Consider the following 26671-nt stretch of genomic DNA (forward strand, 5'->3'; position numbering starts at 1 on the left):
CGGCAACCCTTGGGTTGCCGTTTTGCTTTGACCTAACTGTGCTTGTTCTTCAATTCAAACCGTGGTGACACCAGACCGTACAGCGTCCAGCCCATAAAGGTTACCATTGCCCCGTAGAGCATCGCTTCCTGGCCCGATGAGTAGAGCGCATAGAAGCTGTAAATCGCGCCAATCAGCGCCACGATATTGGCCGCGCGCGCTTTGCGCGGATCCACCTTCGCCACTTTCTGAATGATCACCAGCGCCGCCATCGACAGAATATACGGAATGATATTCGTCACGACAGCCAGGTTGACCAGCACGTTAAACTGGCTGTTCAGCGACGGGCTAATGGTCATCAGCGACAATCCACTCTGGAAGATGACAATCGCCAGCATGCCCTGCACCGGCGCATCGGCTTTGGTCACGCGGGAGAAGATTTTTGGGAAGTACCCTTCATCAGCCGAGGATTTAAACACCTGCGCGATGGTGAACTGCCAGCCAAGGAGTGAACCGCAGCACGACATGACCATCAGACCCATAATCACTTTCCCGACTTCCGGCGTGAACATCTGCGCGAAGGCCAGTCCGAACGGCGCCGTAGAGTTAGCAAGATCCATGTTTGGCACAATCCCGGCAATCACGTTAGTCGAGACGATATAGATCACCGCCGCGCCCAGCGTACCGCCGAGGACCGCAATCGGGACGTTCTTTTCCGGATTATCAACCACTTCTGCGTTCGCGCAGGCGGATTCCAGACCGAGGAAGGCCCAGAGCGTCATGGCGATAGAAGAGCAGACTGCGCTGAAGAACGGCACATGGTGCGGGTTCCAGGAGTTGGCGTACAGGGTCGGGCTGAACCAGAACCAGCCGATGATGCACAGGCCGACAACGGGAATAATTACCCCCCAGACGGTGATGCTGGAGAGCTGTCCGGTGATACGCGCCCCGCCAAAGTTAGCCACGGTGCAGATCCACAGCACGCCGATTGTGGCCAGGCCAATCTGTACCGGGCTGAGCGTCACGCCAAACAGCTCCGTACCGTAGCCCACGGCGGAGATGGCAATCGCCACGTTGGCGATCAGCAGTGACACCCCGTAGGTATAGTTGGCCATAAAGTTGCCAGACTTACCAAAGGCATACTCGGCGTAGCCCCCCATGCCGCCTGACTTGCGGCTGAACATCCCGCACTTGGCAAACGCCCACGCCAGCGCCATTGAGCCTACGGCGGTCACCAGCCAGGAGATGATAGAGATGGTACCCACCTCAGCCAGTTTGGTTGGCAGCATGATAATCCCGGAGCCCATCATGTTCACCATGGTGAGGATAGTTAGCTGCACCACGCCCATCTTATTGGACTTACTCATAATTTCTCTCCTTTCAGCAGCGCGGGCTGAGTGGCGGGTTGTTTGATGACGTTACAGCGAACCTGTTTGCGGCCCTCGCACTCTTCGACGTACACACCCTGCAGCTCCGGCGCGAAGCCCGGCAGCAGGTTGATGCCTTCTTCCAGCGCCGCGAAGTAGCGCAGCACGGAGCCGCCCCAGACCTCCCCAGGGACCACGCACAATACCCCCGGCGGATAAGGAAGGGCGCCTTCCGCGGCGATGCGGCCTTCCGCGTCGCGCAGTGAAACCAGTTCAACTTCACCGCGCAGATAGGCGTAGTTGGCGTCCTGCGGGCTCATCATCACGCGTGGGAAATGGGACTTGCGGAACATCTCTTTCTGCAGCTGCTTCACGTTGTGGCGGGCATACAGGTCATGCATCTCCTGGCAGATCTGGCGCAGGGTGTAATCCGCGTAACGTTCCGGATGCTGTTTGTAGAGAGAAGGCAGGACGTCTTTCAGCGGAACATCGCTCTCGAGCAGTTTTTCGAAGCGCACCAGCTGCGCCACCAGCTGCTGCAGTTTGCCCATATCTTCCGCAGGCGTGAGCAGGAACAGGATCGAGTTGAGATCGCATTTTTCCGGCACGATGCCGTTTTCACGCAGGAAGTTAGCGAGGATAGTGGCGGGCACGCCGAAGTCGTCATACTCCCCGGTGCGGGCGTTAATGCCCGGCGTGGTTAGCAGGAGCTTGCACGGGTCGATAAAGTACTGATGCTCGGCGTAGCCTTCAAAGGCGTGCCAGTTTTCACCCGGTACGAAGTGGAAGAAGCGCAGATCGGTCGCAATTTCCGCCGTGTCCCAGCTTTCCCACGGACGGCCATCCACCGTCTCCGGCACGAAGGGGCGCAGATAATGGCAGTTTTCCAGAATCAGCTTGCGCGCTTCGATACCGTTCACCACGCAGTCCATCCACATGTTGCGGCCGCTCTGGCCTTCATGCATACGGGCGTTAATGTCCAGCGCAGCGAACAGCGGATAAAACGGGCTGGTGGAGGCGTGCATCATAAAGGCATTATTCAGCCGCTTGTGCGGGACATAGCGCTGCTGTCCTTTGATGTGGCTATCTTTCTTGTGGATTTGCGAGGTCTGGGAGAAGCCCGCCTGCTGTTTATGCACGGACTGGGTAACCAAAATCCCCGGGTCGTTTTCGTTCAGCTCCAGCAGCAGCGGAGAGCAGTCGGCCATCATCGGGATAAACTGCTCGTAACCCACCCAGGCGGAGTCAAACAGGATGTAATCACACAGATGCCCAATCTTATCCACCACCTGACGGGCGTTATAGATGGTGCCATCGTAGGTACCCAGCTGGATCACCGCCAGGCGGAACGGACGCGCATCGCGTGCACGGCTCGGCGCCACCTCCGCCACCAGCTCGCGCAGATAACTTTCTTCAAAACAGTGGGCGTCAATGCCGCCGATAAAGCCGTACGGGTTGCGCGCGGTTTCCAGATAGACCGGCGTTGCACCGGCCTGGAGGAGGGCACCGTGATGGTTAGATTTGTGGTTGTTACGGTCGAACAGCACCAGGTCGCCCGGGGTGAGCAGGGCGTTAAGCACCACTTTGTTGGATGACGAGGTGCCATTCAGCACGAAGTAGGTCTTATCGGCATTAAAGACCTTCGCCGCATGTTGCTGCGCAATGCACGGCGCGCCTTCGTGAATCAGCAGATCGCCCATCGCCACGTCGGCGTTACACAGGTCGGAGCGGAAAAGCGTCTCGCCAAAGAAATCAACGAACTGATTGCCGGCAGGATGGCGGCGGAAGAACTGGCCGCCCTGATGGCCCGGGCAGTCAAACGCGCTGTTGCCCTGCTTCACGTAGTCGACCAGGGCGCGGAAAAACGGCGGGCGCAGCTGGGTTTCATACTTTTGGGCCGCTGCTTCCAGCTGGCGTCCATAAAAGTCGTTGCTGGTGTCTGAATACTCAAATACGCCATGAATGCGCGATAAATAGTCTGCCGGAATGAACTCTTCTTTCTGCGTCGCGACAAATACGGGAATGCCAAAACCGGTGGCTTCTATTTCGTCCAGTATGCCGCTGGCAATATCTGTGACCGCCAGAACAATGGCGGCAACATCAATATAATCAGAGGCGCGGATATCTACCAGTTCACGCTGGGTGGTAAAGCAATCAGGACAAGCGCGGCTGGCTGCGATTTTTAAACTTTTCATCTTTCTCTCTTTATTTTAGGTAATAAGCGTCCCTCGATTTCTTGCAAGAAAGAAATCGATAATTTTCCGGAAAAAAAGCAAAGGGTGGCCGCTGATTAAAATCAGTACATTGCTTTTTTGAAGATTGAAATTCAGTCCGCCCGGTGCGGATGAGTCTGAATCAAGATGAATGAGCGCACGAGTTCACAGGCAAATACCTGTAAAATAAGATGTTTCAGGATAACCTGTAAGCGAGTGCGCCAGAAGTCGAAGGACTACCGGGCATTAAAGAGATGAAAGTCAAAGCAGTTTCGGTGGGCAAACATCATGATATGCGTTGTCCGCCTTATATGGGGCATTAAGCGATTGTTGTTTTCCATGTTTCATTTTCCTTTCAGTAATTGAAAGCATGGTCATTTTATCCAGGAAAAAGCGATTAACTGTGAACAAGATCACCGTTAACCGATCAAATCAGAAATAAATATTCGTTTTGGATGAATATCGCAGATCAAAACTCTGATTTGTTGGTGTTGCGTTAACAGGTTGTATTATCAATGTTTTAAATGAGCAAAAATAGCCCGTAAAAATAACGTATGGGTTATTTATGAAATATTGTCTGAGGTATTTCGGTTTTATTTAAAAATAAAATGAATAGTTATTCAAAGCATAAACCGATAACCGATACCGGTTTCAGTTAATAAATGGCGAGGGCGAGCGGGGTCGACTTCGAGTTTCTGACGAAGATGTCCCATATATATGCGTAAATAGTGACTATGCTCCACGGCGTTGGGTCCCCACACCTGACTTAACAACTGGCGCTGGGTGAGAACCTTGCCGTGGTTGTTGAGCAGCACGGCGAGCAGGCGAAACTCAATGGGCGTAAGATGAATTTCCTCTTCGCCGCGCAAAATGCGCCGCGCGGCCAGGTCAACCCGGATATCCCCAAACGCGTAGGTTGGATCGGCAGGCGTGGTGGCGCTGTGGCGACGCAGCGCCACGCGAAGGCGAGCCTGAAGCTCGCCGATACCAAACGGTTTAATCAGATAGTCATCCGCCCCGGCATCCAGCGCGGCGATTTTATCCGTCTCTTCAGTACGGGCGGAGAGCACGAGGATCGGCATCTGGCTCCACTGGCGGACTTCACGAATAAAATCGATGCCGTCGCCGTCCGGGAGTCCAAGATCGAGGATCACCAGGTCCGGCTTGCGGGTGGCGGCCTCAATTAAACCCCGCTGAAGCGTACCCGCATCATGAACGCGCAGACCGTCTCCTTCCAGCGCAGCGCGCAGAAAACGGCTAATGGCGATCTCATCTTCAACAATCAGAACGTTGATCACAAATCCTCTGGTAATTCATTAAGTTCTGGCGGGGTTTCCAGAGGAAGTGTAACACAAAACCGCGCGCCGCCTTCGGGACGATTCACTGCGGAAATGGACCCGCCGTGGACGTCAATGATCGCCTGGCATATTGCCAGCCCCAGCCCCACGCCCGGAATGGCCGACTCCTTATTGCCGCGTGCGAATTTCTCGAAAATAGCCAACTCCTGCCCGGCTGGAATGCCGGGGCCTGTATCCCAGACGTTAAGGCGAAGCGCGCCATCTTCCACTGTCGCATCAACGCCAATTTGAGCACTGGCGCCCGCATATTTGCCGGCATTTTCCAGCAGGTTGATCAGCACCCGTTCAAACAGCGGACCATCGACATGAATTAAGGTCAGGGGCTCGGGCATGTTCAGCGCGATATGTCGCCCGCCCAGACCGGGTTCGAGCATTTTCAGCGCGCTGCCCACCACCTCTTCCAGCGTGAGCCACTCTTTTTTGAGGTTAAAACCGCCCGACTGGATACGCGCCATGTCGAGCAGGTTATTCACCAGGCGCGTGGTATTCAGCACGTGCTGGCGGATCTCGCTGGCCTGAAGGGCATGTTTAGAGCCTTCCGCCGCCAGGTCCAGCGTCAGAATTTCTGACTGGCCGAACAGGACGGTGAGCGGGGTACGCAGATCGTGAGACAGCGCCGCCAGCAGCGAGTTACGAATGCTTTCACGCTCGCTCGCCAGACGGGCCTGTTCCTCGCTGGCGGTGAGGGCCAGCCTCTCCAGCGCGCTGGCCACCAGTAGGGTAAAGGTCTCCAGCAGTCTCTGCTGTTCGGGGATCATCAGCTGGCGCAGGTTGGAAGGCTCCACGATGACCAGCCCCTGATTTTTATCGGCGCTGCGCAGCGGCAGAATTTGATAGGGAACGCCGGGGAGGGTGTCGGTCCCTGCGCCCGCCGGTAAGCCTTTGTCAAAGCTCCAGCGCGCGATGGCTTCGTCCCAGGGCGTCATGCCTGAGGCCGACGTCAGCGGGCGCAGCTTGCCGTGTTCGTCCGGAAGTAAAATCAGGTTGCTGGCATGAAACGTCGAGCGGATAAACTGCTCGCTGGTCTGTACGATATCCAGCGGCGTGCGGCCCACCGCCAGCGATTTCGACATCTCATAGAGATGGCGCGTGCGCTGTTCGCGATAGCGGGCGATACGCGCCTGATAGCGCACGCCCGCCGTCAGATTGCCGATCACCAGCCCGACGGTGAGCATCACGGCAAAGGTGAGGATGTACTGCACGTCCGAGACGGCGAGCGTCCCGCGGGGAGCAATAAAGAACAGATCGAAGCTGATGACGTTAATCACCGTCGCCAGGACCGACGGCCAGCGCCCGTAAAAGAGCGCCACCACCACCACGCCGAGAAGGTAGATCATCACCAGGTTGGCGGCGTCAAACGCAATCAGCCACTGGCTGGCAATCACGGTAATCAGGGCACAGAGCACGACGGCGACAAGACAGCCGCGAAGCTGAATGCGCCATTTATCGCTGAAGGTGCGGCTGTCTGGCGCACGATTGGGTAAGGGTGTAGGTTTGTCGTCCAGCGCCACGATCACCAGATCCAGATCCGGCGCGCGACGGGCCAGCTTGTCGGCAAAGGATTCGCGGCTAAACCAGCGGCGATGCTGACGACGGCCAATGACGATTTTCCCCAGGTTATGCTCGCGCGCGTAGCGCAGAATGGCTTTATCTTCCTGAGGATCGGAAAGGGTGGCGGTTTCCGCACCCAGCTCCTGCGCAAGGCGCAGCGAACTCAGGATCGCGCGACGCTGGTTTTCGGGCAGCGCGTGCAGCTGCGGCGTTTCGACATACACCGCATGCCAGACGCTGCCAAATTTGGCAGCCAGGCGCGCGGCGGTGCGGACAAGCTTTTCATTGCCGCTGCCGTGGCCCACGCACAGCAGGATGGCATCCCGCGTGTGCCAGACGCGTTCCTGGCCCTGCAGGTCGCGCCAGGCGCGCATCTGATCGTCCACCCGGTCGGCGGTTCGGCGCAGGGCCAGCTCGCGCAGGGCTATCAGGTTGCCTTTACGGAAGAAATGTTCGATGGCGCGCTCGGCCTGACCGGCGATATAGACTTTGCCTTCGTGCAGGCGCTGGCGCAAATCATCGGGCGGCAGGTCGACCAGCACCACCTCGTCTGCGGAATCGAAGAAGGGATCGGGCACCGTTTCGCGCACCTGAATGCCGGTCACGCCGCTGACCACGTCGTTCAGGCTTTCGAGATGCTGAACGTTAACCGTCGTGAACACATCGATGCCGGCTTCCAGTAATTCTTCAACGTCCTGCCAGCGTTTAGGGTGGCGCGAGCCTGGCGCATTGCTGTGCGCCAGTTCGTCCATCAGGATAAGGGCAGGACGGCGGGCGAGGGCGGCATCGAGATCGAATTCCGTGACTAACCGACCGCGATGGCTGATGCGGCGGGGCGGCTGGGTTGCCAGCCCCTTCAGCAGTGATGCCGTCTCTTTACGTCCGTGGGTTTCAACCACGCCGATCAGAATATCGAGCCCCTGCGCCCGAAGCCGCTGGGCTTCCGTCAGCATGGCGAAGGTTTTCCCGACGCCCGCGCAGGCGCCGAAGAAAATTTTCAGTTTGCCGCGATGGGCTTCAGCCGTCTGTTCAAGCAGCCTGTCCGGATCCGGGCGCATGGGCTCGTCGGTCATTTAGTTTTTCCTTAGCGCGTCCAGCGCCAGATTCAGCTCAACAATATTTACCACGGGCATGCCGATGAAGCTGACCAGCGGCTTTTGCGTGTGCTCGGCAACCAGCTGGCTCACCTGTTCGACGGTCAGCTGACGGGCGGCGGCGACGCGCGGGATCTGCCATGCCACGGCTGCTGGCGTCAGGCTGTAGTCCAGCCCGCTGGCCGAGGTGGTCACCAGCTCCAGGGGAACGTCACGGCTGGCCTGTGGATTCGCGGCACGCAGGGCAGCCACGCGCTCAGTAACGGCTTTATCAAGCTCGGGGTTGCTGCCCGCCAGGTTACTGCCGCCGGATGCCATCGGATTATACGGGCTTTCGGCAGTGGCGGAAGGGCGTCCCTGGAAGTAGCGGGCATCCGTAAAGTTCTGACCAATCAGGCGAGACCCGCGGTTTTCACCGTTTTGCATAATCAGCGAGCCGTTAGCCTGATCCTTAAACCACCACTGGCCCAGCGCGGTGGTCACCAGCGGGTACAGCCCGCCGGTAATGAGAGACAGCAGAATAAACAGAAGTATAGCGGGGCGTAACATCGTCATTTGATTCACCTTTTAAACCAGGTCGAACAGCGTCAACAGCAGGTCGATAACCTTGATACCGACGAAGGGCACCACCAGCCCGCCCAGGCCGTAAATCCACAGGTTGCGGCGCAGCATGGCGGCCGCCGTGAGCGGCTTATAGCTCACGCCCTTCAGCGCCAGCGGGATCAGGAAGACAATAATCAGGGCGTTAAAGATCACTGCGCTCAGAATGGCCGAGGCCGGAGAATGTAGGTGCATTACGTTCAGGGCGTTTAATTGCGGATAGGTCGCAGCAAACGCGGCCGGAATGATGGCGAAATACTTCGCCACGTCGTTAGCGATACTGAACGTGGTCAGCGAGCCGCGCGTCATCAGCATCTGCTTGCCGATGTGTACCACTTCAATCAGTTTGGTCGGGTTAGAGTCGAGGTCGACCATGTTGCCCGCCTCTTTGGCTGCCTGGGTACCGGAGTTCATCGCCACCGCCACGTCGGCCTGCGCGAGGGCAGGAGCATCGTTGGTCCCGTCACCGGTCATCGCCACCAGACGGCCTTCCGCCTGATACTGACGAATCAGTGCCAGCTTGGCTTCCGGTGTGGCTTCGGAAAGGAAATCATCCACGCCCGCTTCGGCGGCAATCGCCGCGGCGGTAAGACGGTTATCCCCGGTGATCATCACCGTTTTGATCCCCATCTTACGCAGCTGGGCAAAGCGCTCCTTGATGCCGCCTTTGACGATATCCTTCAGCGCAATCACCCCGAGTACGCGCGCGCCTTCGGCCACCACCAGCGGCGTTGCCCCCTGACGGGCCACGCTTTCAACCAGGTTGTCCACTTCCGGTGGGAAGTGACCGTTGTTGGCCTCGATGTGGCGGCGGATCGCGTCAACCGAGCCTTTACGGATCATGCGATCCTGGATGTTGATGCCGCTCATGCGGGTTTGCGCCGTGAAGGGTACGAACGTGGCGTGCAGGCTCTGAACGTCGCGCTGGCGCAGGTTAAAGCGCTGCTTGGCGAGGATCACAATGCTGCGGCCTTCCGGGGTTTCATCAGCAAGCGAGGAGAGCTGCGCGGCATCCGCCAGCGTTTTTTCATCCACGCCCGGGGCGGGTAGGAAATCTGACGCCTGACGGTTACCAAGGGTAATGGTGCCGGTTTTATCCAGCAGCAAGACATCCACGTCACCGGCGGCTTCTACAGCACGCCCGCTGGTGGCGATGACGTTGGCACCGAGCATACGGCTCATGCCGGCCACGCCGATGGCCGACAGCAGGCCGCCGATGGTGGTGGGGATCAGACAAACCAGCAGCGCCACCAGTACCGTGACGGTGACCGCGGTACCGCCATACGCAGAGAACGGCCACAGCGTCGCGGTTGCCAGCAGGAAGACAATGGTCAGGGCCACCAGCAGGATGGTCAGGGCAATCTCGTTTGGCGTTTTACGGCGCTGTGCGCCTTCCACCATGGCGATCATCCGGTCGAGGAAGGTTTCACCCGGGTTAACGCTGCACTGGATCACCAGCCAGTCGGAGAGAATGCGCGTCCCGCCCGTCACGGAGGCGAAATCGCCGCCGGATTCACGGATAACCGGCGCGGATTCCCCGGTGATGGCGCTTTCATCCACCGATGCGCCCCCTTCAATGACTTCGCCGTCGCAAGGGATGATGTCACCGGCTTCAACCAGCACCACATCGCCTTTACGCAGTTCATCTGCCGGAACGTGGTCCATCTGGGAACCGTATTTCGGTTCACGTAACTTGCGCGCGAAGGCGGTTTTTTTCACCCCTTTCAGGCTATTGGCCTGGGCTTTACTCCGGCCTTCCGCCAGCGCTTCCGCAAAGTTGGCGAACAGCACGGTAAACCACAGCCACAGGCTGATGGCGCCGGTAAACATCGCATTTCCCGGCATATGGCCCGTTCCCATGGCAATCGCCAGGGCGGTGGTCAGGACGCTTCCCGCCCAGACGATAAACATCACCGGGTTGTGCCACTGCACGCGCGGGCTCAGCTTTTTCACCGCATCCATGAGCGCCTGGCGAACTAATGACGGTTCGAACAGGGCCAGTTGTTTACGACTCATGACAATTTCTCCGCAAAATCAGCGTAAAGAGAGGTATTCCGCGACCGGGCCTAACGCGAGGGCGGGGATAAAGGTCAGGGCGCCGACCAGCAACACGGTGCCCGTCAGCAGGCCGATAAACAGCGCGCCGTGGGTCGGTAACGTCCCGGTGGTGGTCGGTTGGATTTTTTTATTCACCAGCGATCCGGCAATCGCCATAACCGGCACAATGATCCCGAAGCGGCCCACAAACATGCAGAACGCCAGCAGGCAGTTCCAGAACGGTGAGTTGGCGCTTAGGCCCGCAAAGGCGCTACCGTTGTTGTTGGCGGCCGAGGAGACGGCATACAGCACTTCACTAAAACCGTGAATGCCGGGGTTAAAGATGCCGCTGCGTCCGGCCTCGGTCATCAGCGCCAGCGCGGTGCCGAGCAGCACGAGAGCCGGGGTGACCAGAATCGCCAGCGCGGTTAATTTCATCTCGCGAACGTCGATTTTTTTACCCAGATATTCCGGCGTGCGGCCAATCATCAGACCGGCAATAAACACCGCCAGCAGCACGAACAGCAGCATGCCGTAAAGACCGGAGCCCACGCCGCCAAACACCACCTCGCCAATCTGCATCAGCCACATCGGGATCATGCCGCCCAGCGCCGTAAAGGAATCATGCATGGCATTGACGGCCCCGCACGAAGCTGCCGTGGTGACCACCGCATACAGGCTGCTGGCGAGAATGCCAAAGCGGCTCTCTTTACCTTCCATGTTGATCGCGCTATCGGCACCGAGTGAGAGGAAGTGCGGGTTACCCTGCCATTCGGCCCACATCACCAGCGCAACACAGACCACAAAGATCAGCGACATGGTCCAGAGCAGGGTACGGCCCTGACGGCGATCGTTAACTACGTCACCAAAGGCAAAGCAGAGCGCGGCGGGGATCAGGAAAATTGCCAGCATCTGCACAAAATTAGTCAGGGCGGTCGGGTTTTCAAACGGGTGCGAGGAGTTGGCGTTGAAGAAGCCCCCGCCGTTCGTTCCGAGCATTTTGATGGCTTCCTGCGACGCCACTGGCCCCATCGGCAGGAGCTGTTTTGCGCCTTCCAGCGAGGTATATGGCGCGTAAGGCAGCAGGTTTTGCAGGCTGCCCTGCTGAATGAAGAACAGCGCGATCAGCAGCGCAATCGGCAGCAGGAGCCACAGCGTAATGCGCGTCAGGTCTACCCACGCGTTACCCAGCGTACTCACTTTCTGACGCGCAAACGCACGCGTCAGCGCGAAGATCACCGCAATACCGCTGGCGGCAGAGAGGAAGTTCTGCACGGTTAGCCCGACCATCTGGCTGAAGTAGCTGAGCGTGGTTTCACTAGCATAGGACTGCCAGTTGGTGTTAGTGACAAAACTGACTGCCGTGTTCAGCGCGAGATGCCAGGACAGGCCCGGCAACTGTTGCGGATTCAAAGGCAGGATACCCTGCAGCATCAGCATGGCAAAAAGCGCAATGAGCCCGACGATGTTCAGCAGCAGAATGGCGATCAGATAGTCACGCCAGTTCATTTCCCGATCGTCTATACCCAGTACGCGCCAGATCCCTTTTTCAACGCCTCCCGTGCCGGGCAGGGGAACGTTATTGATTAGCCGTGCCAGCCCCGAGCCCAGTGGCCTTGCCAGAAAGAACAACACCACTAAGAAACTGGCAATAAGCAAAAACGCCTGAGCAGCCATCAGAATGCCTCCGCATTAATCAGGGCATAAACCAGATAACCCAATAACAGGAACACCAGCACGATGCCGGCAATAAGACCTGCACTCACAATCCACCTCCGGGTGACTTTTGTTGTTGTGCTAACGGTAGGATTTCTGGCGCAAAGATTTCGCAAAAATGAGAAGGGCGGGTGTAAAAAAAGTATAAAAATGGCAAAGCCCACAATTTAACTATTGATAAGTAAATCGTTAACTTTTTTGTAACTTAATTACGGCGTGAATGTAAATTTTCGCTAAACGGACGAAAATAAGTGGTCGGATGAGTAGTAAAATTACAAACAAAGCGATATTATTTTAGCCAGGTCACAGATTTTGAATTTTCCGGATAACGTTTCCGGCCAACTATAGGGGAGAAAAATATGGATCTTTATAAAGAGTTTCCGGCTCATATCGTGTTCATGCGCCGCGCTTTCGCCGTAGTGGCTGGCGTGCTGGCTCTGCCGGTGATGCTGTTCTGGAAAGATCGTGCGCGTTTTTATAGCTATCTGCACCGCGTCTGGGCGAAAACCAGCGAGAAGCCGGTGTGGATGGATCAGGCCGAGAAAGCGACCTGCGACTTCTACTAAGATTACACACAGCAATAAAAAAAAACCGCCAACAGCAATGTGGCGGTTTTTTTGTCCCTCCGGATTCGCGGTCCGTTGGGTGGTCTTGCAGCCCCTACCCGGGATTTTTATCATACCCTCCTGTAAGCAGATGGCAATCCCTGTAAGCCTTTATAAAATCCTAATTTTCTTCGAGTATCTTACCTTTGCAGCGGATGTTCATTATGATGCGGCGTCCCTTTCCGCCATCTCGCAAATGGGCATCGGTCCTGGGAAAGGTATTTTTACAGCCGTAAAGCAGTCCGCCTACCCGGGCTTGTGTCCACCGACTTATCACCGGTGGTGAACGGTGGAGCGGTTAGCAGCTGGGACCGCATAATGAAACGCTATTTTTGCATCGCGTTCATTGTCGCCAGCGTACTCGTTGTCAAAAGTGATGAACCGATCGGGTTTGTTGCATTTACCACGATAGCGCAGGACAAGTAGCGTTAAGGCCGCCTCGGGCGGCCTTTTTTATTTCATCCGGTCTACACTTCATGGCAAAGTAGTTCAATGCATGCTTTTTCCTTTTACGGCGTGCCCTTACGGACATAATGTATATTTGCCTGGAGTTTTATGCCCACCCATCTGGTTTGGTTTCGCGCGGACCTGCGCGTACATGACAACTTCGCACTCGCGGCAGCCTGCCGTTCCGATGACGCCAGCGTGCTGGCGCTGTTTATCGCTACGCCCGAACAGTGGCAGCAGCATGATATGGCCCCGCGGCAGGCCGCTTACCTCAAATCGCATCTGAACGATCTGCAACACTCACTTGCTGAAAAAGGTATCCCCCTGATCTACAAAGAGGTCAGTGACTTTGCCGCGCAGCTTAAGATGTTGCGGGAGGTATGTCAGCAGAACGGCGTCACGCATCTTTTTTATAACTACCAGTACGAGCTGAACGAACGGCTGCGGGATCGCCAACTGGAGAACATTCTGGGCGAGGTGGTTTGTGAAGGATTTGATGACAGCGTAATGCTGGCACCGGGCAGCGTCATGACCGGCGGCCACGAAATGTATAAAGTGTTCACGCCGTTTAAAAATGCTTTTGTTAAACGTCTGAAAGAGGCGCTGCCGGAGTGCGTACCCGCACCCGCAGCCAGAGGGGAAGCCATAACCACGCTGCCTGAATTAACGTTTAACTATCCCCAACAGGCATTCGATGAGCTTCTGTTCCCCGCAAACGAGAAGGCCGCTATTGCGAAGCTGCGCCAGTTTTGCAAACAGGGCGCGGGAGAGTACGAGGCGCGCAGGGATTTCCCGGCGATTGAAGGGACAAGCCGCTTATCGGCAAGCCTGGCGCTGGGCGTGCTCTCTCCTCGTCAGTGTCTACACCGTCTTCTGGCCGAGCAGCCGCAGGCAATGGACGGTGGAGCGGGGTCGGTGTGGCTGAACGAACTTATCTGGCGTGAATTTTATCGGCATCTGATGACGTATCATCCCGATCTCTGTAAGCATCGTCCGTTCATTCCCTGGACCGACAACGTAAAATGGCAGCACGATGAGGCACTTTTACAGGCCTGGCAAAAAGGGGAGACGGGCTATCCGATTGTTGATGCTGCCATGCGCCAGCTGAATGAAACCGGGTGGATGCACAACCGCCTGCGAATGATTACCGCCAGCTTTCTGGTGAAGGATCTGCTTATCGACTGGCGTATCGGAGAGCGCTATTTTATCTCTCAGCTGATCGATGGCGATCTCGCCGCGAATAACGGCGGCTGGCAGTGGGCTGCCTCTACGGGCACCGATGCGGCTCCCTATTTCCGGATTTTTAATCCAACCACTCAGGGACAAAAATTTGATGCCAACGGCGACTTTATCCGCCGCTGGTTGCCCGCGCTCAGGAACGTTCCTGCGAAAGCGATCCACGACCCGTGGGCATGGGCGGATAAACAGGGCGTAAAGCTCGATTATCCCCGCCCGATTGTTGACCATAAACAGGCGCGTGTCGCCACGCTGGAAGCGTACGAAGCCGCCAGAAAAGTTTGAGAGCATAAAGATGAAAAACAGCGAACTGGAACGCCTGATTAACGAAAAACTCAATACCGCCTCCTTTAGCGACTACGGTCCTAATGGCCTGCAGGTAGAAGGGCGCGAAACGGTGCAGAAAATTATCACCGGCGTCACGGCAAGCCAGGCGCTGCTGGACGAGGCTGTCCGTCAGGAGGCCGATGCGGTGATTGTCCATCACGGTTACTTCTGGAAAAACGAATCACCGATTATTCGCGGCATGAAGCGCAACCGCCTGAAAACGTTGCTGGCAAATGACATCAACCTGTACGGTTACCACCTGCCGCTGGACGCACATCCGGAGCTTGGTAACAACGTTCAGCTTGCCCGACTGTTGGGGATTACCGTAATGGGCGAAATCGAGCCGCTGGTGCCGTGGGGCGAGCTGGCGATGCCGGTTCCGGGGCTGGAACTGGCTTCCTGGATTGAAGCGCGCCTGGGGCGTCGTCCGCTGTGGAGCGGCGATACCGGTCCGGATACGGTGAAGCGTGTTGCCTGGTGCACCGGAGGCGGGCAGGGCTTTATCGACAGCGCCGCGCGCTTCGGTGTCGATGCCTTTATCACCGGCGAGGTTTCCGAGCAGACCATTCATTCGGCGCGTGAACAGGGGCTGCATTTCTACGCGGCCGGGCATCATGCCACCGAGCGCGGCGGCATTCGCGCCCTCAGCGAGTGGCTGACGGAAAATACCGATCTGGATGTGACCTTTATTGATATTCCTAACCCGGCCTGATGAGAGGTGCCTGAGTGCAGCGAGCGCGTTGTTATCTTCTGGGAGAAACGGCAGTGGTTCTGGAACTCGAGCCGCCGGTGACCCTTGCCACGCAAAAGCGTATCTGGCGGCTAACCCAGCGTCTGGTCGATCTGCCGGATGTGGTTGAAGCCATTCCGGGGATGAATAACATCACGGTGGTGCTGCGTAGTCCGCATACGCTGGCGCTGGATGCCATTGAACGTTTACAGCGCTGGTGGGAAGAGAGCGAGGCGCTGGAGCCGGAATCGCGTGCCATTGAGATCCCGGTCGTTTATGGCGGTACGGGGGGACCGGATCTTGGTGTGGTCGCAGACCACTGCGGACTCACAGAAAAGCAGGTTGTTGAGCTGCACAGCTCGGTTGATTACGTCGTCTGGTTCCTGGGATTCCAGCCCGGATTCCCGTATCTGGGGGGATTATCTCCCCGGTTGCATACGCCGCGCCGCGCTGAGCCGCGCCTGAGCGTACCGGCGGGGACGGTCGCGATTGGTGGCGAGCAGACCGGCGTTTATCCGCTGACATCGCCCGGTGGATGGCAGCTTATCGGGCATACCGCCACCCCGTTATTTGAACCCGGGCTGGAGACGCCGATACTCCTGCGGCCCGGCGACACCCTTCGCTTTATCCCGCAGAAGGAGGGGGTATGTTAACGCTTATTCGCGCCGGGCTTTACACCTCCGTACAGGATGCCGGGCGCTTTGGCATGCGTCAGTCCGGCGTGAGCTATTGTGGCGCGCTGGACCGTCCAGCGCTGGAAATCGCTAACGTGCTGGTGGGCAACCCCGGCAGCACGGCGGCGCTCGAAATTACGCTCGGCCAGTGTGTCATTGAGTTTGGTCAGGAGACCTGGTTCGCGCTCACCGGCGCAGGCTGTGATGCCACGCTGGACGGCAAAGCGGTGTGGACCGGCTGGCGTCTGCGGGCGAAAGCTGGACAGCGTCTGACCTTAAAGCGTCCTCTGCACGGCGTGCGTAGCTATCTTGCGGTGGCTGGCGGCATTGATGTGCCTGACGTGCTGGGCTCATCCAGTACCGATCAGAAAGCCGGGATTGGCGGTCACGAAGGACGGTTGTTGCGCGATGGCGATCGCCTGGCGATTAAGCCCTCTTCGCGTCACTTCTCGACGGCTCAGGGGGTAAAACAACTCCTCTGGGGAAACCAGATCCGCGCCTTACCGGGGCCGGAATATCATGAGTTCGACGAGGCCTCAAAAGAGTCCTTCTGGCGCTCGCCGTGGAAGCTCAGTCCGCAGAGTAACCGTATGGGTTATCGTCTGCAGGGGCAGCCGCTGATCCGGACGACCGACAGAGAACTGCTCTCCCACGGTTTATTGCCAGGGGTTATTCAGGTTCCGGGCAACGGGCAACCGATCGTCTTAATGAACGACGCGCAGACGACGGGGGGCTACCCGCGAATTGCCTGCATCATTGAAGCCGATCGCTACCATCTGGCGCAAATTCCCCTCGGACAGCCGATTCACTTCGTTCAATGTTCGCTGGAGGAGGCGCTAAAGGCGCGGCAGGATCAGCAGCGCTATCTCGAACAGCTGGTGTGGAGGCTCGATGGTAAAGATTGATTTGAATGCCGATCTGGGCGAGGGCGGCAGCGCCGATGCGGCGCTGATGACGCTGGTCTCCTCGATCAATATCGCCTGCGGCTTTCACGCGGGCGATGCGCAAACCATGCTGGAGAGCGTGCGTAACGCCATCAAAAACGGCGTCGCGATTGGCGCTCACCCGAGTTTCCCTGACCGGGAAAACTTTGGCCGCACCGTGATGGACCTGCCGCCTGAGACGGTCTACGCTCAGGTGCTCTACCAGATCGGCGCACTGGAGGCGATGGTGCGCGCTGAGAACGGTGTGCTGCGCCACGTGAAGCCGCACGGCATGCTCTATAACCAGGCGGCAAAAGATCCGGCGCTGGCGGACGCTATAGCCCGTGCGGTGCGGGACTCTAATCCGCAGCTGATTCTGATCGGCCTGGCGGGCAGCGAGCTTATTCGTGCCGGAGAACGGCTGGGGCTGACCACGCGGCAGGAGGTGTTTGCCGATCGGGGATACATGCCTGATGGCAGCCTTGTACCGCGTACGCAGGCCGGTGCGCTGATTACCGATGAAGCGAAAGCGCTGGCCCAGACGCTGGAGATGGTGCGCTACGGGCGAGTGACCGCCGTGGATGGCACAACGGCGCACGTTCAGGCTGATACGGTATGTTTGCACGGCGATGGCGAGCATGCGCTCCAGTTCGCGCGCCGCCTGCGGGCCGCGTTCGCTGAAGAGGGCATTCTTGTCAGCGCAGATTAATCATAAAAGGATAGAAAAATGCCAGAAGGCCCGGAGATCCGCCGCGCGGCGGATAGCCTCGAGGCGGCGATAAAGGGCAAACCGCTGACGGAGGCCTGGTTTGCTTTTCCTCAACTGAAACCGTTTGAATCACAGCTGGTGGGGCAGTCGGTAACGCATATTGAAACGCGCGGCAAAGCATTGCTCACGCATTTTTCCCATAACCTGACGTTATACAGCCATAACCAGCTTTACGGCGTCTGGCGCGTGGTGGAGGCGGGTGAACAGCCGCAGACTACCCGCGTGCTGCGCGTCAGGCTGCAAACGGCCGATAAGGCGATCCTGCTCTATAGCGCCTCTGATATCGAAATGTTAACGCCTGAGCAGGTGCTCACGCACCCGTTCTTACAGCGGGTTGGGCCGGACGTGCTGGATATGCGCCTGACGGCGAGCGATGTGAAGGCCCGGCTGTTATCGCCTGCATTCCGCAACCGGCAGTTTTCCGGCCTGTTTCTTGACCAGGCCTTTCTGGCCGGGCTTGGCAACTACCTGCGGGTGGAAATCCTCTGGGAAGTCGGGCTGGCGCCGCAGCATAAAGCCTCTCAGCTGAGCGATGAACAGCTGGAGGCGCTGTCCCACGCGCTGCTGGACATCCCGCGGCTGTCGTACAACACGCGTGGCGTAGTGGATGAAAACAAGCATCACGGGGCGCTGTTCCGCTTTAAGGTGTTTCATCGGGCGGGGAAAAAGTGCGAGCGGTGCGGCGGGATTATCGACAGGATGATGCTCTCTTCAAGACCCTTTTACTGGTGCCCGCACTGCCAGAAATAAAAGTAAAACGGTAACCCTTGGGTTACCGTTTTTAATGTTTTCACCCTCTCCCTGTGGGAGAGGGCCGGGGTGATGGCATCAGGCCGCACCCAACATCTTTTAGCGCTCCAGGTCAGACTTAAAATCACGCTGCTCGTAGCCGGTATACAGCTGACGAGGACGCGCGATCTTCATACCTTCGCTGTGCATTTCGTTCCAGTGCGCAATCCAGCCTACGGTACGCGCCATAGCGAAGATCACGGTGAACATGGAAGACGGAATGCCCATCGCTTTCAGAATAATGCCAGAGTAGAAATCGACGTTCGGGTAGAGTTTCTTCTCGATGAAGTACGGGTCGTTCAGCGCGATGTGTTCCAGCTCCATCGCCACTTCCAGCAGATCATCTTTGGTACCCAGCTCTTTCAGCACTTCGTGGCAGGTCTCACGCATCACGGTGGCGCGCGGGTCGTAGTTTTTGTAAACACGGTGACCGAAGCCCATCAGGCGGAAGGAGTCATTCTTGTCTTTCGCGCGACGCACGAACTCAGGAATGTGCTCAACGGTGCTGATCTCTTCCAGCATCTTCAGTGCCGCTTCGTTCGCGCCGCCGTGCGCCGGTCCCCACAGGGAGGCGATGCCCGCAGCGATACAGGCGAACGGGTTCGCGCCTGAAGAGCCCGCGGTACGGACGGTAGAGGTAGAGGCGTTCTGTTCGTGGTCAGCGTGCAGGATCAGAATACGGTCCATCGCGCGTTCCAGAACCGGGTTCACTTCGTACTCTTCGCACGGCGTGGAGAACATCATGCGCAGGAAGTTACCCGCGTAGGAGAGGTCGTTGCGCGGATACACAAACGGCTGGCCGATGGAGTATTTGTAGCACATCGCCGCCATGGTAGGCATTTTGGACAGCAGACGGTAAGCGGCGATTTCACGGTGACGCGGGTTATTCACGTCAAGGGAGTCGTGGTAGAACGCTGCAAGCGCACCGGTAATACCGCACATCACCGCCATTGGGTGAGAGTCACGACGGAACGCATGGAACAGACGGGTAATCTGCTCATGGATCATGGTGTGACGGGTCACGGTGGTTTTAAATTCATCGAACTGGGCCTGCGTCGGTTTTTCGCCGTTCAGCAGGATGTAGCACACTTCCAGGTAGTTGGATTCGGTGGCTAACTGATCGATAGGGAAGCCGCGATGGAGCAGGATACCTTCGTCACCGTCAATGAAGGTGATTTTGGATTCGCAAGATGCGGTAGAGGTAAATCCAGGGTCAAAGGTGAACATCCCTTTGGAACCCAGCGTACGGATATCAATAACATCCTGACCGAGCGTGCCTTTTAGCACATCCAGTTCAATAGCAGTGTCACCATTTAGGGTGAGCGTTGCCTTTGTATCAGCCATTTACGGTCTCCTTAGCGCCTTATGCTTAAGACTGCGCTTTACCGGATTTGCTTTCAGCTGTTAATCACCGTTACCAGATTGTTATTTGGCTTACCGCTCAGCTCACGAGGACAAACCAGGGTACAGAGCTATGGCGCCTTGCAGGTAAACGAATGAAATATCAGTGAAACAACAGCAAATCAGCGTTTTTGCAGTCCGAATTATTCAAACCTGTATATCACTAATAACTGTCCTGATAACTTCGGTCAATACCATCACACTGTTACATAACTATTTGTCAGGTGAAAGAGAGACCTCATAACTTTTGCGCATTATATGCCTTTTCTGATGACGTTTGTAACAATATTGTTTAACATTTGTCAAATCAGATGATTAAAAATTAAAAAGATGTTGTTATCGTGACCCTGATCACTGTTCCAGAGAAAACCCGACAAACTGTATGTAGGTTAATTGTAATGATTTTGTGAACGGCCTATACTGCCGCCAGGTCTCCGGAACACCCTGCAATCCCGAGCCACCCAGCGTTGTAACGTGTCGTTTAAGCATCTGGAAGCAGTGTTTTGCATGACGCGCAGTTATAGAAAAGGAACGCTGCTTGACCCGCATCGCAGTCCGGAGGAAGGAAACAATAAGAACAGCATGTGGGCGTTATTCATGATAAGAAATGTGAAAAAACAAAGACCTGTCAATCTGGATCTCAAAACGATCCGGTTCCCCGTAACAGCAATAGCGTCCATTCTGCACCGTGTTTCTGGTGTGATTACGTTTGTGGCGGTCGGTATTCTGCTGTGGTTACTGGGCACCAGCCTCTCTTCCCCTGAAGGATTCCTCCAGGCCTCTGCCATCATGAACAGCTTCTTCGTGAAATTCATCATGTGGGGCATTCTGACCGCGCTGGCGTACCACGTCGTCGTGGGTGTTCGCCATATGCTGATGGACTTTGGCTACCTGGAAGAGACTTTCGAAGCCGGGAAACGCTCCGCTAACATTTCATTTGTGATTACTGTCGTGCTTTCACTTCTCGCAGGAGTTCTCGTATGGTAAGCAACGCCTCCGCATTAGGACGCAACGGCGTACATGACTTCATTCTGGTCCGTGCTACCGCCATCGTTCTCACTCTTTACATCATCTATATGATCGGTTTCTTCGCGACCAGCGGCACGCTGACGTGGGAAATCTGGAGTGGGTTCTTCGGATCCGCCTTCACCAAAGTGTTCACCCTGCTGGCCCTGTTCTCTATCCTTATTCATGCATGGATTGGCATGTGGCAGGTGTTGACCGATTACGTTAAACCGCTGGCGATTCGCCTCCCACTGCAGCTGGCCATTGTGGTTGCACTGGTGGTTTACGTTATTTATGGATTCGTTGTGGTGTGGGGTGTGTAATGAAACTGCCAGTCAGAGAATTTGATGCTGTTGTAATTGGTGCCGGTGGCGCAGGTATGCGTGCCGCACTGCAAATTTCCCAGAGCGGCCAAACCTGTGCGCTGCTCTCTAAAGTTTTCCCGACCCGTTCCCATACTGTGTCCGCGCAGGGCGGTATTACCGTTGCGCTGGGTAACTCCCATGAAGATAACTGGGAATGGCACATGTATGACACGGTAAAAGGTTCCGATTACATCGGCGACCAGGATGCCATCGAATATATGTGTAAAACCGGTCCGGAAGCGATTCTGGAGCTGGACCACATGGGTCTGCCGTTCTCCCGTCTGGAAAATGGCACTATCTATCAGCGTCCATTTGGCGGCCAGTCGAAAAACTTCGGCGGCGAGCAAGCGGCACGCACCGCGGCGGCGGCTGACCGTACCGGTCACGCGCTGCTGCACACCCTGTATCAGCAGAACCTGAAAAATCACACCACCATCTTCTCCGAGTGGTATGCGCTGGATCTGGTGAAAAACGCCGATGGCGCGATTGTTGGCTGTACCGCGCTGTGCATCGAAACCGGTGAAGTGGTTTACTTCAAAGCGCGCGCTACCGTGCTGGCGACCGGCGGTGCAGGCCGTATCTATCAGTCCACCACCAACGCCCACATCAACACCGGTGACGGTGTCGGTATGGCTATCCGAGCGGGCGTGCCGGTGCAGGATATGGAGATGTGGCAGTTCCACCCAACCGGTATCGCCGGTGCAGGCGTTCTGGTAACAGAAGGCTGCCGCGGTGAAGGTGGCTACCTGCTGAACAAACACGGCGAACGCTTCATGGAGCGTTATGCCCCGAATGCGAAAGACCTTGCGGGTCGTGACGTGGTGGCGCGTTCCATCATGATCGAAATCCGTGAAGGCCGCGGCTGCGACGGCCCATGGGGTCCGCACGCGAAGCTGAAACTCGACCATCTGGGTAAAGAAGTTCTGGAGTCCCGTCTGCCGGGCATCCTGGAACTTTCCCGCACCTTCGCGCACGTCGATCCGGTGAAAGAGCCGATTCCGGTTATCCCAACCTGCCACTACATGATGGGTGGTATTCCGACCAAAGTGACCGGTCAGGCGCTGACCGTGAACGAGCAGGGCGAAGACGTGGTCATTCCTGGCCTGTTCGCGGTGGGCGAAATTGCCTGCGTATCCGTACACGGCGCTAACCGTCTGGGCGGCAACTCCCTGCTGGATCTGGTGGTGTTTGGTCGCGCAGTGGGTCTGCATCTGCAGGAATCCATTGCCGAGCAGGGCGCGCTGCGTGACGCAACCGACGACGAAATTGATGCCTCTCTTGAGCGCCTCAACCGCTGGAACGGCAACCGTAACGGCGAAGATCCGGTGGAAATCCGCAAAGCGCTGCAGGAATGCATGCAGCACAACTTCTCGGTATTCCGTGAAGGCGACGCGATGGCCAAAGGTCTTGAGCAGCTGAAAGCGATCCGCGAGCGTCTGAAAAATGCCCGTCTGGACGACACCTCCAGCGAGTTCAACACCCAGCGCGTTGAGTGCCTGGAGCTGGATAACCTGATGGAAACCGCGTTCGCGACCGCGATGTCGGCAAACTTCCGTACCGAAAGCCGTGGCGCCCATAGCCGCTTTGACTTCCCGGAGCGTGATGACGAAAACTGGCTGTGTCATTCCCTGTATCTGCCAGAGTCGGAAACCATGACGCGTCGTAGCGTCAACATGGAACCGAAACTGCGTCCGGCGTTCCCGCCGAAGATTCGTACTTACTAATGCGGAGACAGGATAATGAAACTCGAATTCTCAGTTTATCGTTATAACCCGGATGTTGATGACGCTCCGCGCATGCAGGACTACACCCTGGAAGCGGAAGAAGGTCGCGACATGATGCTGCTGGATGCCTTAATCCAGCTGAAAGAAAAAGATCCAACGCTGTCGTTCCGCCGCTCCTGCCGTGAAGGGGTTTGTGGCTCTGACGGTGTGAACATGAACGGCAAAAATGGCCTGGCCTGCATCACGCCAATATCGGCGTTGCAGCGTCCTGGTCAGAAAATTGTTATCCGTCCTCTGCCAGGCCTGCCGGTCGTGCGTGATTTGGTGGTAGACATGGGGCAATTCTATGCACAATATGAGAAGATTAAGCCTTACTTATTGAATAATGGGCAAAATCCACCGGCTCGTGAGCACTTACAGTCTCCTGAGCAGCGTGAAAAACTCGATGGTCTGTACGAGTGTATTCTCTGCGCATGTTGTTCAACGTCCTGCCCGTCGTTCTGGTGGAACCCGGACAAGTTTATCGGTCCGGCCGGTCTGCTGGCTGCCTATCGCTTCCTGATCGACAGCCGCGACACCGAAACCGACAGCCGTCTGGAAGGACTGAGCGACGCTTTCAGCGTATTCCGCTGCCATAGCATCATGAACTGCGTCAGTGTGTGTCCGAAGGGTCTGAACCCGACGCGCGCCATCGGCCATATTAAGTCGATGCTGCTGCAGCGCAGTGCGTAAGTAGTGAGAGGGGAGCGCTGTTCCCCTCGCCTTACCCCTCTCCCACAGGGAGAGGGCATAGATTGCAGAAACCTTTAAAAACTGCCCTGAAGTCTAGACAGTTTCTAAAGGTTCCTTCGCGGGCCACAAAGAGCTCGCAGGTGAACCCCGGCACGTACACGTGGTGTGCGTGGTAGTTTCTACGGCGAAAGTAAGCATAAAAATGCTTAAGGGATCACGATGCAGAACGGCGCAATGAAAGCCTGGCTGGACTCTTCTTACCTCTCTGGTGCCAACCAGAGCTGGATAGAACAGCTCTATGAAGACTTCTTAACCGATCCTGACTCAGTGGACGCAAACTGGCGTTCCATGTTCCAGCAGTTGCCTGGTACAGGGGTCAAACCGGATCAATTCCATTCCAAAACACGTGATTATTTCCGTCGTCTGGCGAAGGATGCCTCACGTTACTCTTCTGCGATTTCCGACCCTGACACCAATGCGAAGCAGGTTAAAGTCCTGCAGCTTATCAACGCTTATCGCTTCCGTGGTCACCAGCATGCGAATCTCGATCCGCTGGGACTGTGGAAACAAGACCGTGTGGCCGATCTCGATCCGGCGTATCACGATCTGACCGAGGCCGATTTCCAGGAAAGCTTTAACGTAGGTTCCTTTGCCATCGGCAAAGACACGATGAAGCTGGGCGATCTGATTGACGCGCTCAAGCAAACCTACTGCGGCTCCATCGGCGCGGAATACATGCACATTACCTCTACCGAAGAGAAGCGCTGGATCCAGCAGCGCATCGAATCCGTAGCGGGCCACGCGACCTTCTCGGCTGACGAGAAAAAACGCTTCCTCAGCGAACTGACCGCAGCGGAAGGCCTTGAGCGCTATCTGGGCGCGAAGTTCCCGGGCGCAAAACGCTTCTCGCTGGAAGGCGGTGACGCCCTGGTGCCGATGCTGAAAGAGCTGATTCGTCATGCAGGCAAGAGCGGCACCCGTGAAGTGGTGCTGGGCATGGCGCACCGTGGTCGTCTGAACGTGCTGGTCAACGTGCTGGGTAAAAAACCGCAGGACCTGTTCGACGAATTCGCGGGCAAACATAAAGAACACCTCGGCACCGGCGACGTGAAGTACCACATGGGCTTCTCGTCGGATATCGAAACCGAAGGCGGTCTGGTTCACCTGGCGCTGGCGTTTAACCCGTCACACCTGGAAATCGTCAGCCCGGTGGTTATCGGTTCCGTGCGCGCGCGTCTGGATCGTCTGGACGAGCCAAGCAGCAATAAAGTTCTGCCAATTACCATCCACGGTGATGCGGCGGTAACAGGGCAGGGCGTGGTGCAGGAAACCCTGAACATGTCCAAAGCGCGTGGTTATGAAGTGGGCGGTACCGTTCGCATCGTGATCAACAACCAGGTGGGCTTCACCACCTCTAACCCGCTGGACGCGCGTTCTACCCCGTACTGCACCGACATCGGTAAGATGGTGCAGGCGCCGATCTTCCACGTTAACGCGGATGACCCGGAAGCCGTGGCTTTCGTGACCCGTCTGGCTCTGGACTTCCGTAATACCTTCAAACGCGATGTGTTCATTGACCTCTTCTGCTACCGCCGTCACGGCCACAACGAAGCGGATGAGCCAAGTGCAACCCAGCCGCTGATGTATCAGAAAATCAAAAAACACCCGACTCCGCGCAAAATCTATGCTGACAAGCTGGAAGGCGACAAAGTGGCGACGCTGGAAGATGCGACCGAAATGGTCAACCTCTACCGCGACGCGCTGGATGCGGGCGAATGCGTAGTGAAAGAGCTGCGTCCGATGAACATGCACTCCTTTACCTGGTCGCCGTACCTCAACCACGAGTGGGATGAGAGCTACCCGAATAAGGTTGAGATGAAGCGCCTGCAGGAGCTGGCTAAACGCATCAGCACCGTGCCGGACGCTATCGAGATGCAGTCTCGCGTGGCGAAAATTTATGCTGACCGTCAGGCCATGGCGGCAGGCGAGAAGCTGTTCGACTGGGGCGGCGCGGAAACGCTGGCCTACGCAACGCTGGTTGACGAAGGCATTCCTGTTCGTCTGTCCGGCGAAGATGCGGGCCGTGGGACCTTCTTCCACCGTCACGCGGTTGTTCACAACCAGTCCAACGGTTCAACCTACACCCCGCTGCAGCACGTGCACAACGGTCAAGGCCAGTTCAAGGTCTGGGACTCCGTGCTGTCTGAAGAAGCGGTACTGGCCTTCGAATACGGTTATGCCACCGCTGAACCACGCACCCTGACCATCTGGGAAGCGCAGTTCGGTGACTTCGCTAACGGTGCGCAGGTGGTTATCGACCAGTTCATCTCCTCCGGCGAGCAGAAGTGGGGCCGTATGTGTGGTCTGGTAATGCTGCTGCCGCACGGTTATGAAGGTCAGGGGCCGGAGCACTCCTCCGCGCGTCTGGAACGTTATCTGCAGCTCTGCGCCGAGCAGAACATGCAGGTCTGCGTGCCGTCCACCCCGGCGCAGGTCTACCACATGCTGCGTCGTCAGGCGCTGCGCGGTATGCGTCGTCCGCTGGTGGTGATGTCGCCGAAGTCCCTGCTGCGTCACCCGCTGGCTGTGTCGAGCCTGGATGAACTGGCAAATGGCACCTTCCTGCCGGCCATCGGTGAAATTGACGAGCTGGATCCGCAGGCCGTGAAGCGTGTGGTGATGTGTTCTGGTAAGGTTTATTACGACCTGCTGGAACAGCGCCGTAAGAACGATCAGAAAGATGTCGCCATCGTGCGTATCGAACAGCTTTATCCGTTCCCGCACCAGGCGGTGCAGGAAGCGCTGAAACCGTACGCTCACGTTCATGATTTTGTCTGGTGCCAGGAAGAGCCGCTTAACCAGGGCGCATGGTACTGCAGCCAGCATCATTTCCGTGAAGTGATTCCATTTGGGTCAGCCCTGCGTTATGCAGGTCGCCCGGCCTCCGCCTCTCCGGCGGTAGGGTATATGTCCGTTCACCAGAAGCAGCAACAAGATCTGGTCAATGACGCGCTGAACGTCGATTAATT

The 26671-nt window shown here is 56.9% G+C and carries 22 protein-coding genes; 12 read left to right on the plus strand and 10 right to left on the minus strand.

Annotation, left to right across the window (positions count from 1 at the left end):
• Window positions 1-32: 32 nt before the first annotated feature.
• The 9 genes from potE to kdpF form a co-directional block, all read right to left on the minus strand.
• Window positions 33-1346, minus strand: coding sequence for a putrescine-ornithine antiporter (potE, locus tag FOY93_RS06550; RefSeq protein ID WP_143344834.1), 1314 nt, complete (start codon window positions 1344-1346; stop codon window positions 33-35).
• Window positions 1343-3541: an ornithine decarboxylase SpeF gene (gene speF, locus FOY93_RS06555; protein WP_143344835.1), complete on the minus strand. Its 2199-nt coding sequence runs from the start codon at window positions 3539-3541 to the stop codon at window positions 1343-1345. Before speF ends, potE begins: the two co-directional genes overlap by 4 nt.
• 254 nt (window positions 3542-3795) lie before the next feature.
• The gene (gene speFL, locus FOY93_RS06560; protein ID WP_003858645.1) at window positions 3796-3900 is read right to left on the minus strand and encodes a leader peptide SpeFL; all 105 of its coding nucleotides are present in this window, start codon (window positions 3898-3900) and stop codon (window positions 3796-3798) included.
• A 279-nt stretch (window positions 3901-4179) separates the two neighbouring features.
• The gene (kdpE, locus tag FOY93_RS06565; RefSeq protein ID WP_111964377.1) at window positions 4180-4857 is read right to left on the minus strand and encodes a two-component system response regulator KdpE; all 678 of its coding nucleotides are present in this window, start codon (window positions 4855-4857) and stop codon (window positions 4180-4182) included.
• Complete coding sequence (gene kdpD, locus FOY93_RS06570) at window positions 4854-7541, minus strand: two-component system sensor histidine kinase KdpD (protein ID WP_136195354.1); 2688 nt, start codon at window positions 7539-7541, stop codon at window positions 4854-4856. Before kdpD ends, kdpE begins: the two co-directional genes overlap by 4 nt.
• Complete coding sequence (kdpC, locus tag FOY93_RS06575) at window positions 7542-8117, minus strand: potassium-transporting ATPase subunit KdpC (protein ID WP_143344836.1); 576 nt, start codon at window positions 8115-8117, stop codon at window positions 7542-7544.
• A 12-nt stretch (window positions 8118-8129) separates the two neighbouring features.
• The gene (gene kdpB, locus FOY93_RS06580; RefSeq protein WP_143344837.1) at window positions 8130-10178 is read right to left on the minus strand and encodes a potassium-transporting ATPase subunit KdpB; all 2049 of its coding nucleotides are present in this window, start codon (window positions 10176-10178) and stop codon (window positions 8130-8132) included.
• Window positions 10179-10196: 18 nt separating this feature from the next.
• Window positions 10197-11876 carry a potassium-transporting ATPase subunit KdpA gene (kdpA, locus tag FOY93_RS06585; RefSeq protein WP_143344838.1) on the minus strand — a complete coding sequence of 560 codons (1680 nt, stop codon included), beginning with the start codon at window positions 11874-11876 and terminating at the stop codon, window positions 10197-10199.
• The gene (kdpF, locus tag FOY93_RS06590) at window positions 11876-11965 is read right to left on the minus strand and encodes a K(+)-transporting ATPase subunit F (RefSeq protein ID WP_014069365.1); all 90 of its coding nucleotides are present in this window, start codon (window positions 11963-11965) and stop codon (window positions 11876-11878) included. Before kdpF ends, kdpA begins: the two co-directional genes overlap by 1 nt.
• A 309-nt stretch (window positions 11966-12274) precedes the next feature.
• Between kdpF and FOY93_RS06595 the strand changes: the two genes are divergently transcribed.
• The 7 genes from FOY93_RS06595 to nei all read left to right on the plus strand — a co-directional run bounded on the left by FOY93_RS06595 (window position 12275) and on the right by nei (window position 18376).
• Window positions 12275-12481 (plus strand): YbfA family protein, encoded by a 207-nt coding sequence (locus FOY93_RS06595; protein WP_008501079.1) that lies wholly within the window; start codon window positions 12275-12277, stop codon window positions 12479-12481.
• A 594-nt stretch (window positions 12482-13075) separates the two neighbouring features.
• The gene (gene phrB / locus FOY93_RS06600; RefSeq protein WP_143344839.1) at window positions 13076-14488 is read left to right on the plus strand and encodes a deoxyribodipyrimidine photo-lyase; all 1413 of its coding nucleotides are present in this window, start codon (window positions 13076-13078) and stop codon (window positions 14486-14488) included.
• Window positions 14489-14498: 10 nt separating this feature from the next.
• Window positions 14499-15242 carry a type 2 GTP cyclohydrolase I gene (locus FOY93_RS06605; protein ID WP_045909572.1) on the plus strand — a complete coding sequence of 248 codons (744 nt, stop codon included), beginning with the start codon at window positions 14499-14501 and terminating at the stop codon, window positions 15240-15242.
• 14 nt (window positions 15243-15256) lie between these two features.
• Window positions 15257-15913, plus strand: coding sequence for a 5-oxoprolinase subunit PxpB (gene pxpB / locus FOY93_RS06610; protein WP_115874510.1), 657 nt, complete (start codon window positions 15257-15259; stop codon window positions 15911-15913).
• A complete protein-coding gene (pxpC, locus tag FOY93_RS06615; protein ID WP_136195359.1) occupies window positions 15907-16839 on the plus strand; it encodes a 5-oxoprolinase subunit PxpC in 933 nt (310 codons plus the stop codon). Before pxpB ends, pxpC begins: the two co-directional genes overlap by 7 nt.
• Window positions 16826-17566 carry a 5-oxoprolinase subunit PxpA gene (gene pxpA, locus FOY93_RS06620; protein ID WP_143344840.1) on the plus strand — a complete coding sequence of 247 codons (741 nt, stop codon included), beginning with the start codon at window positions 16826-16828 and terminating at the stop codon, window positions 17564-17566. The genes pxpC and pxpA overlap by 14 nt, the downstream gene beginning before the upstream one ends.
• Window positions 17567-17584: 18 nt before the next feature.
• A complete protein-coding gene (gene nei, locus FOY93_RS06625) occupies window positions 17585-18376 on the plus strand; it encodes an endonuclease VIII (RefSeq protein WP_115874511.1) in 792 nt (263 codons plus the stop codon).
• A gap of 99 nt (window positions 18377-18475) precedes the next feature.
• On the opposite strand, the gene FOY93_RS06630 is transcribed toward nei, so the two are convergent.
• Window positions 18476-19759 carry a citrate synthase gene (locus FOY93_RS06630; protein ID WP_133294002.1) on the minus strand — a complete coding sequence of 428 codons (1284 nt, stop codon included), beginning with the start codon at window positions 19757-19759 and terminating at the stop codon, window positions 18476-18478.
• A gap of 639 nt (window positions 19760-20398) precedes the next feature.
• On the opposite strand from FOY93_RS06630, the gene sdhC reads away from it, so the two are divergent.
• The 5 genes from sdhC to sucA all read left to right on the plus strand — a co-directional run bounded on the left by sdhC (window position 20399) and on the right by sucA (window position 26669).
• Window positions 20399-20803 carry a succinate dehydrogenase cytochrome b556 subunit gene (sdhC, locus tag FOY93_RS06635; RefSeq protein ID WP_020684965.1) on the plus strand — a complete coding sequence of 135 codons (405 nt, stop codon included), beginning with the start codon at window positions 20399-20401 and terminating at the stop codon, window positions 20801-20803.
• Window positions 20797-21144, plus strand: coding sequence for a succinate dehydrogenase membrane anchor subunit (gene sdhD / locus FOY93_RS06640; protein WP_008501088.1), 348 nt, complete (start codon window positions 20797-20799; stop codon window positions 21142-21144). Before sdhC ends, sdhD begins: the two co-directional genes overlap by 7 nt.
• A complete protein-coding gene (gene sdhA, locus FOY93_RS06645) occupies window positions 21144-22910 on the plus strand; it encodes a succinate dehydrogenase flavoprotein subunit (RefSeq protein ID WP_024908800.1) in 1767 nt (588 codons plus the stop codon). The genes sdhD and sdhA overlap by 1 nt, the downstream gene beginning before the upstream one ends.
• A 15-nt stretch (window positions 22911-22925) precedes the next feature.
• Window positions 22926-23642, plus strand: coding sequence for a succinate dehydrogenase iron-sulfur subunit SdhB (gene sdhB / locus FOY93_RS06650; protein WP_008501090.1), 717 nt, complete (start codon window positions 22926-22928; stop codon window positions 23640-23642).
• A gap of 219 nt (window positions 23643-23861) precedes the next feature.
• Entirely contained in the window at window positions 23862-26669 is a 2808-nt protein-coding gene (sucA, locus tag FOY93_RS06655; RefSeq protein WP_133294003.1) for a 2-oxoglutarate dehydrogenase E1 component, read from the plus strand.
• Window positions 26670-26671: the final 2 nt, after the last annotated feature.

This window comes from Enterobacter sp. 18A13 (assembly GCF_007035975.1).
In the GTDB taxonomy this organism is placed as follows: domain Bacteria; phylum Pseudomonadota; class Gammaproteobacteria; order Enterobacterales; family Enterobacteriaceae; genus Enterobacter; species Enterobacter vonholyi.

Excerpts from the sequence above, each read along its gene's own strand:
- potE (WP_143344834.1), bottom strand. The coding sequence starts at position 1,346 with ATGAGTAAGTCCAATAAGATGGGCGTGGTGCAGCTAACTATCCTCACC.
- speF (WP_143344835.1), bottom strand. The coding sequence starts at position 3,541 with ATGAAAAGTTTAAAAATCGCAGCCAGCCGCGCTTGTCCTGATTGCTTT.
- speFL (WP_003858645.1), bottom strand. The coding sequence starts at position 3,900 with ATGGAAAACAACAATCGCTTAATGCCCCATATAAGGCGGACAACGCAT.
- kdpD (WP_136195354.1), bottom strand. The coding sequence starts at position 7,541 with ATGACCGACGAGCCCATGCGCCCGGATCCGGACAGGCTGCTTGAACAG.
- kdpC (WP_143344836.1), bottom strand. The coding sequence starts at position 8,117 with ATGACGATGTTACGCCCCGCTATACTTCTGTTTATTCTGCTGTCTCTC.
- kdpB (WP_143344837.1), bottom strand. The coding sequence starts at position 10,178 with ATGAGTCGTAAACAACTGGCCCTGTTCGAACCGTCATTAGTTCGCCAG.
- kdpA (WP_143344838.1), bottom strand. The coding sequence starts at position 11,876 with ATGGCTGCTCAGGCGTTTTTGCTTATTGCCAGTTTCTTAGTGGTGTTG.
- FOY93_RS06595 (WP_008501079.1), top strand. The coding sequence starts at position 12,275 with ATGGATCTTTATAAAGAGTTTCCGGCTCATATCGTGTTCATGCGCCGC.
- phrB (WP_143344839.1), top strand. The coding sequence starts at position 13,076 with ATGCCCACCCATCTGGTTTGGTTTCGCGCGGACCTGCGCGTACATGAC.
- FOY93_RS06605 (WP_045909572.1), top strand. The coding sequence starts at position 14,499 with ATGAAAAACAGCGAACTGGAACGCCTGATTAACGAAAAACTCAATACC.
- pxpC (WP_136195359.1), top strand. The coding sequence starts at position 15,907 with ATGTTAACGCTTATTCGCGCCGGGCTTTACACCTCCGTACAGGATGCC.
- pxpA (WP_143344840.1), top strand. The coding sequence starts at position 16,826 with ATGGTAAAGATTGATTTGAATGCCGATCTGGGCGAGGGCGGCAGCGCC.
- nei (WP_115874511.1), top strand. The coding sequence starts at position 17,585 with ATGCCAGAAGGCCCGGAGATCCGCCGCGCGGCGGATAGCCTCGAGGCG.
- FOY93_RS06630 (WP_133294002.1), bottom strand. The coding sequence starts at position 19,759 with ATGGCTGATACAAAGGCAACGCTCACCCTAAATGGTGACACTGCTATT.
- sdhC (WP_020684965.1), top strand. The coding sequence starts at position 20,399 with ATGTGGGCGTTATTCATGATAAGAAATGTGAAAAAACAAAGACCTGTC.
- sdhD (WP_008501088.1), top strand. The coding sequence starts at position 20,797 with ATGGTAAGCAACGCCTCCGCATTAGGACGCAACGGCGTACATGACTTC.
- sdhA (WP_024908800.1), top strand. The coding sequence starts at position 21,144 with ATGAAACTGCCAGTCAGAGAATTTGATGCTGTTGTAATTGGTGCCGGT.
- sdhB (WP_008501090.1), top strand. The coding sequence starts at position 22,926 with ATGAAACTCGAATTCTCAGTTTATCGTTATAACCCGGATGTTGATGAC.
- sucA (WP_133294003.1), top strand. The coding sequence starts at position 23,862 with ATGCAGAACGGCGCAATGAAAGCCTGGCTGGACTCTTCTTACCTCTCT.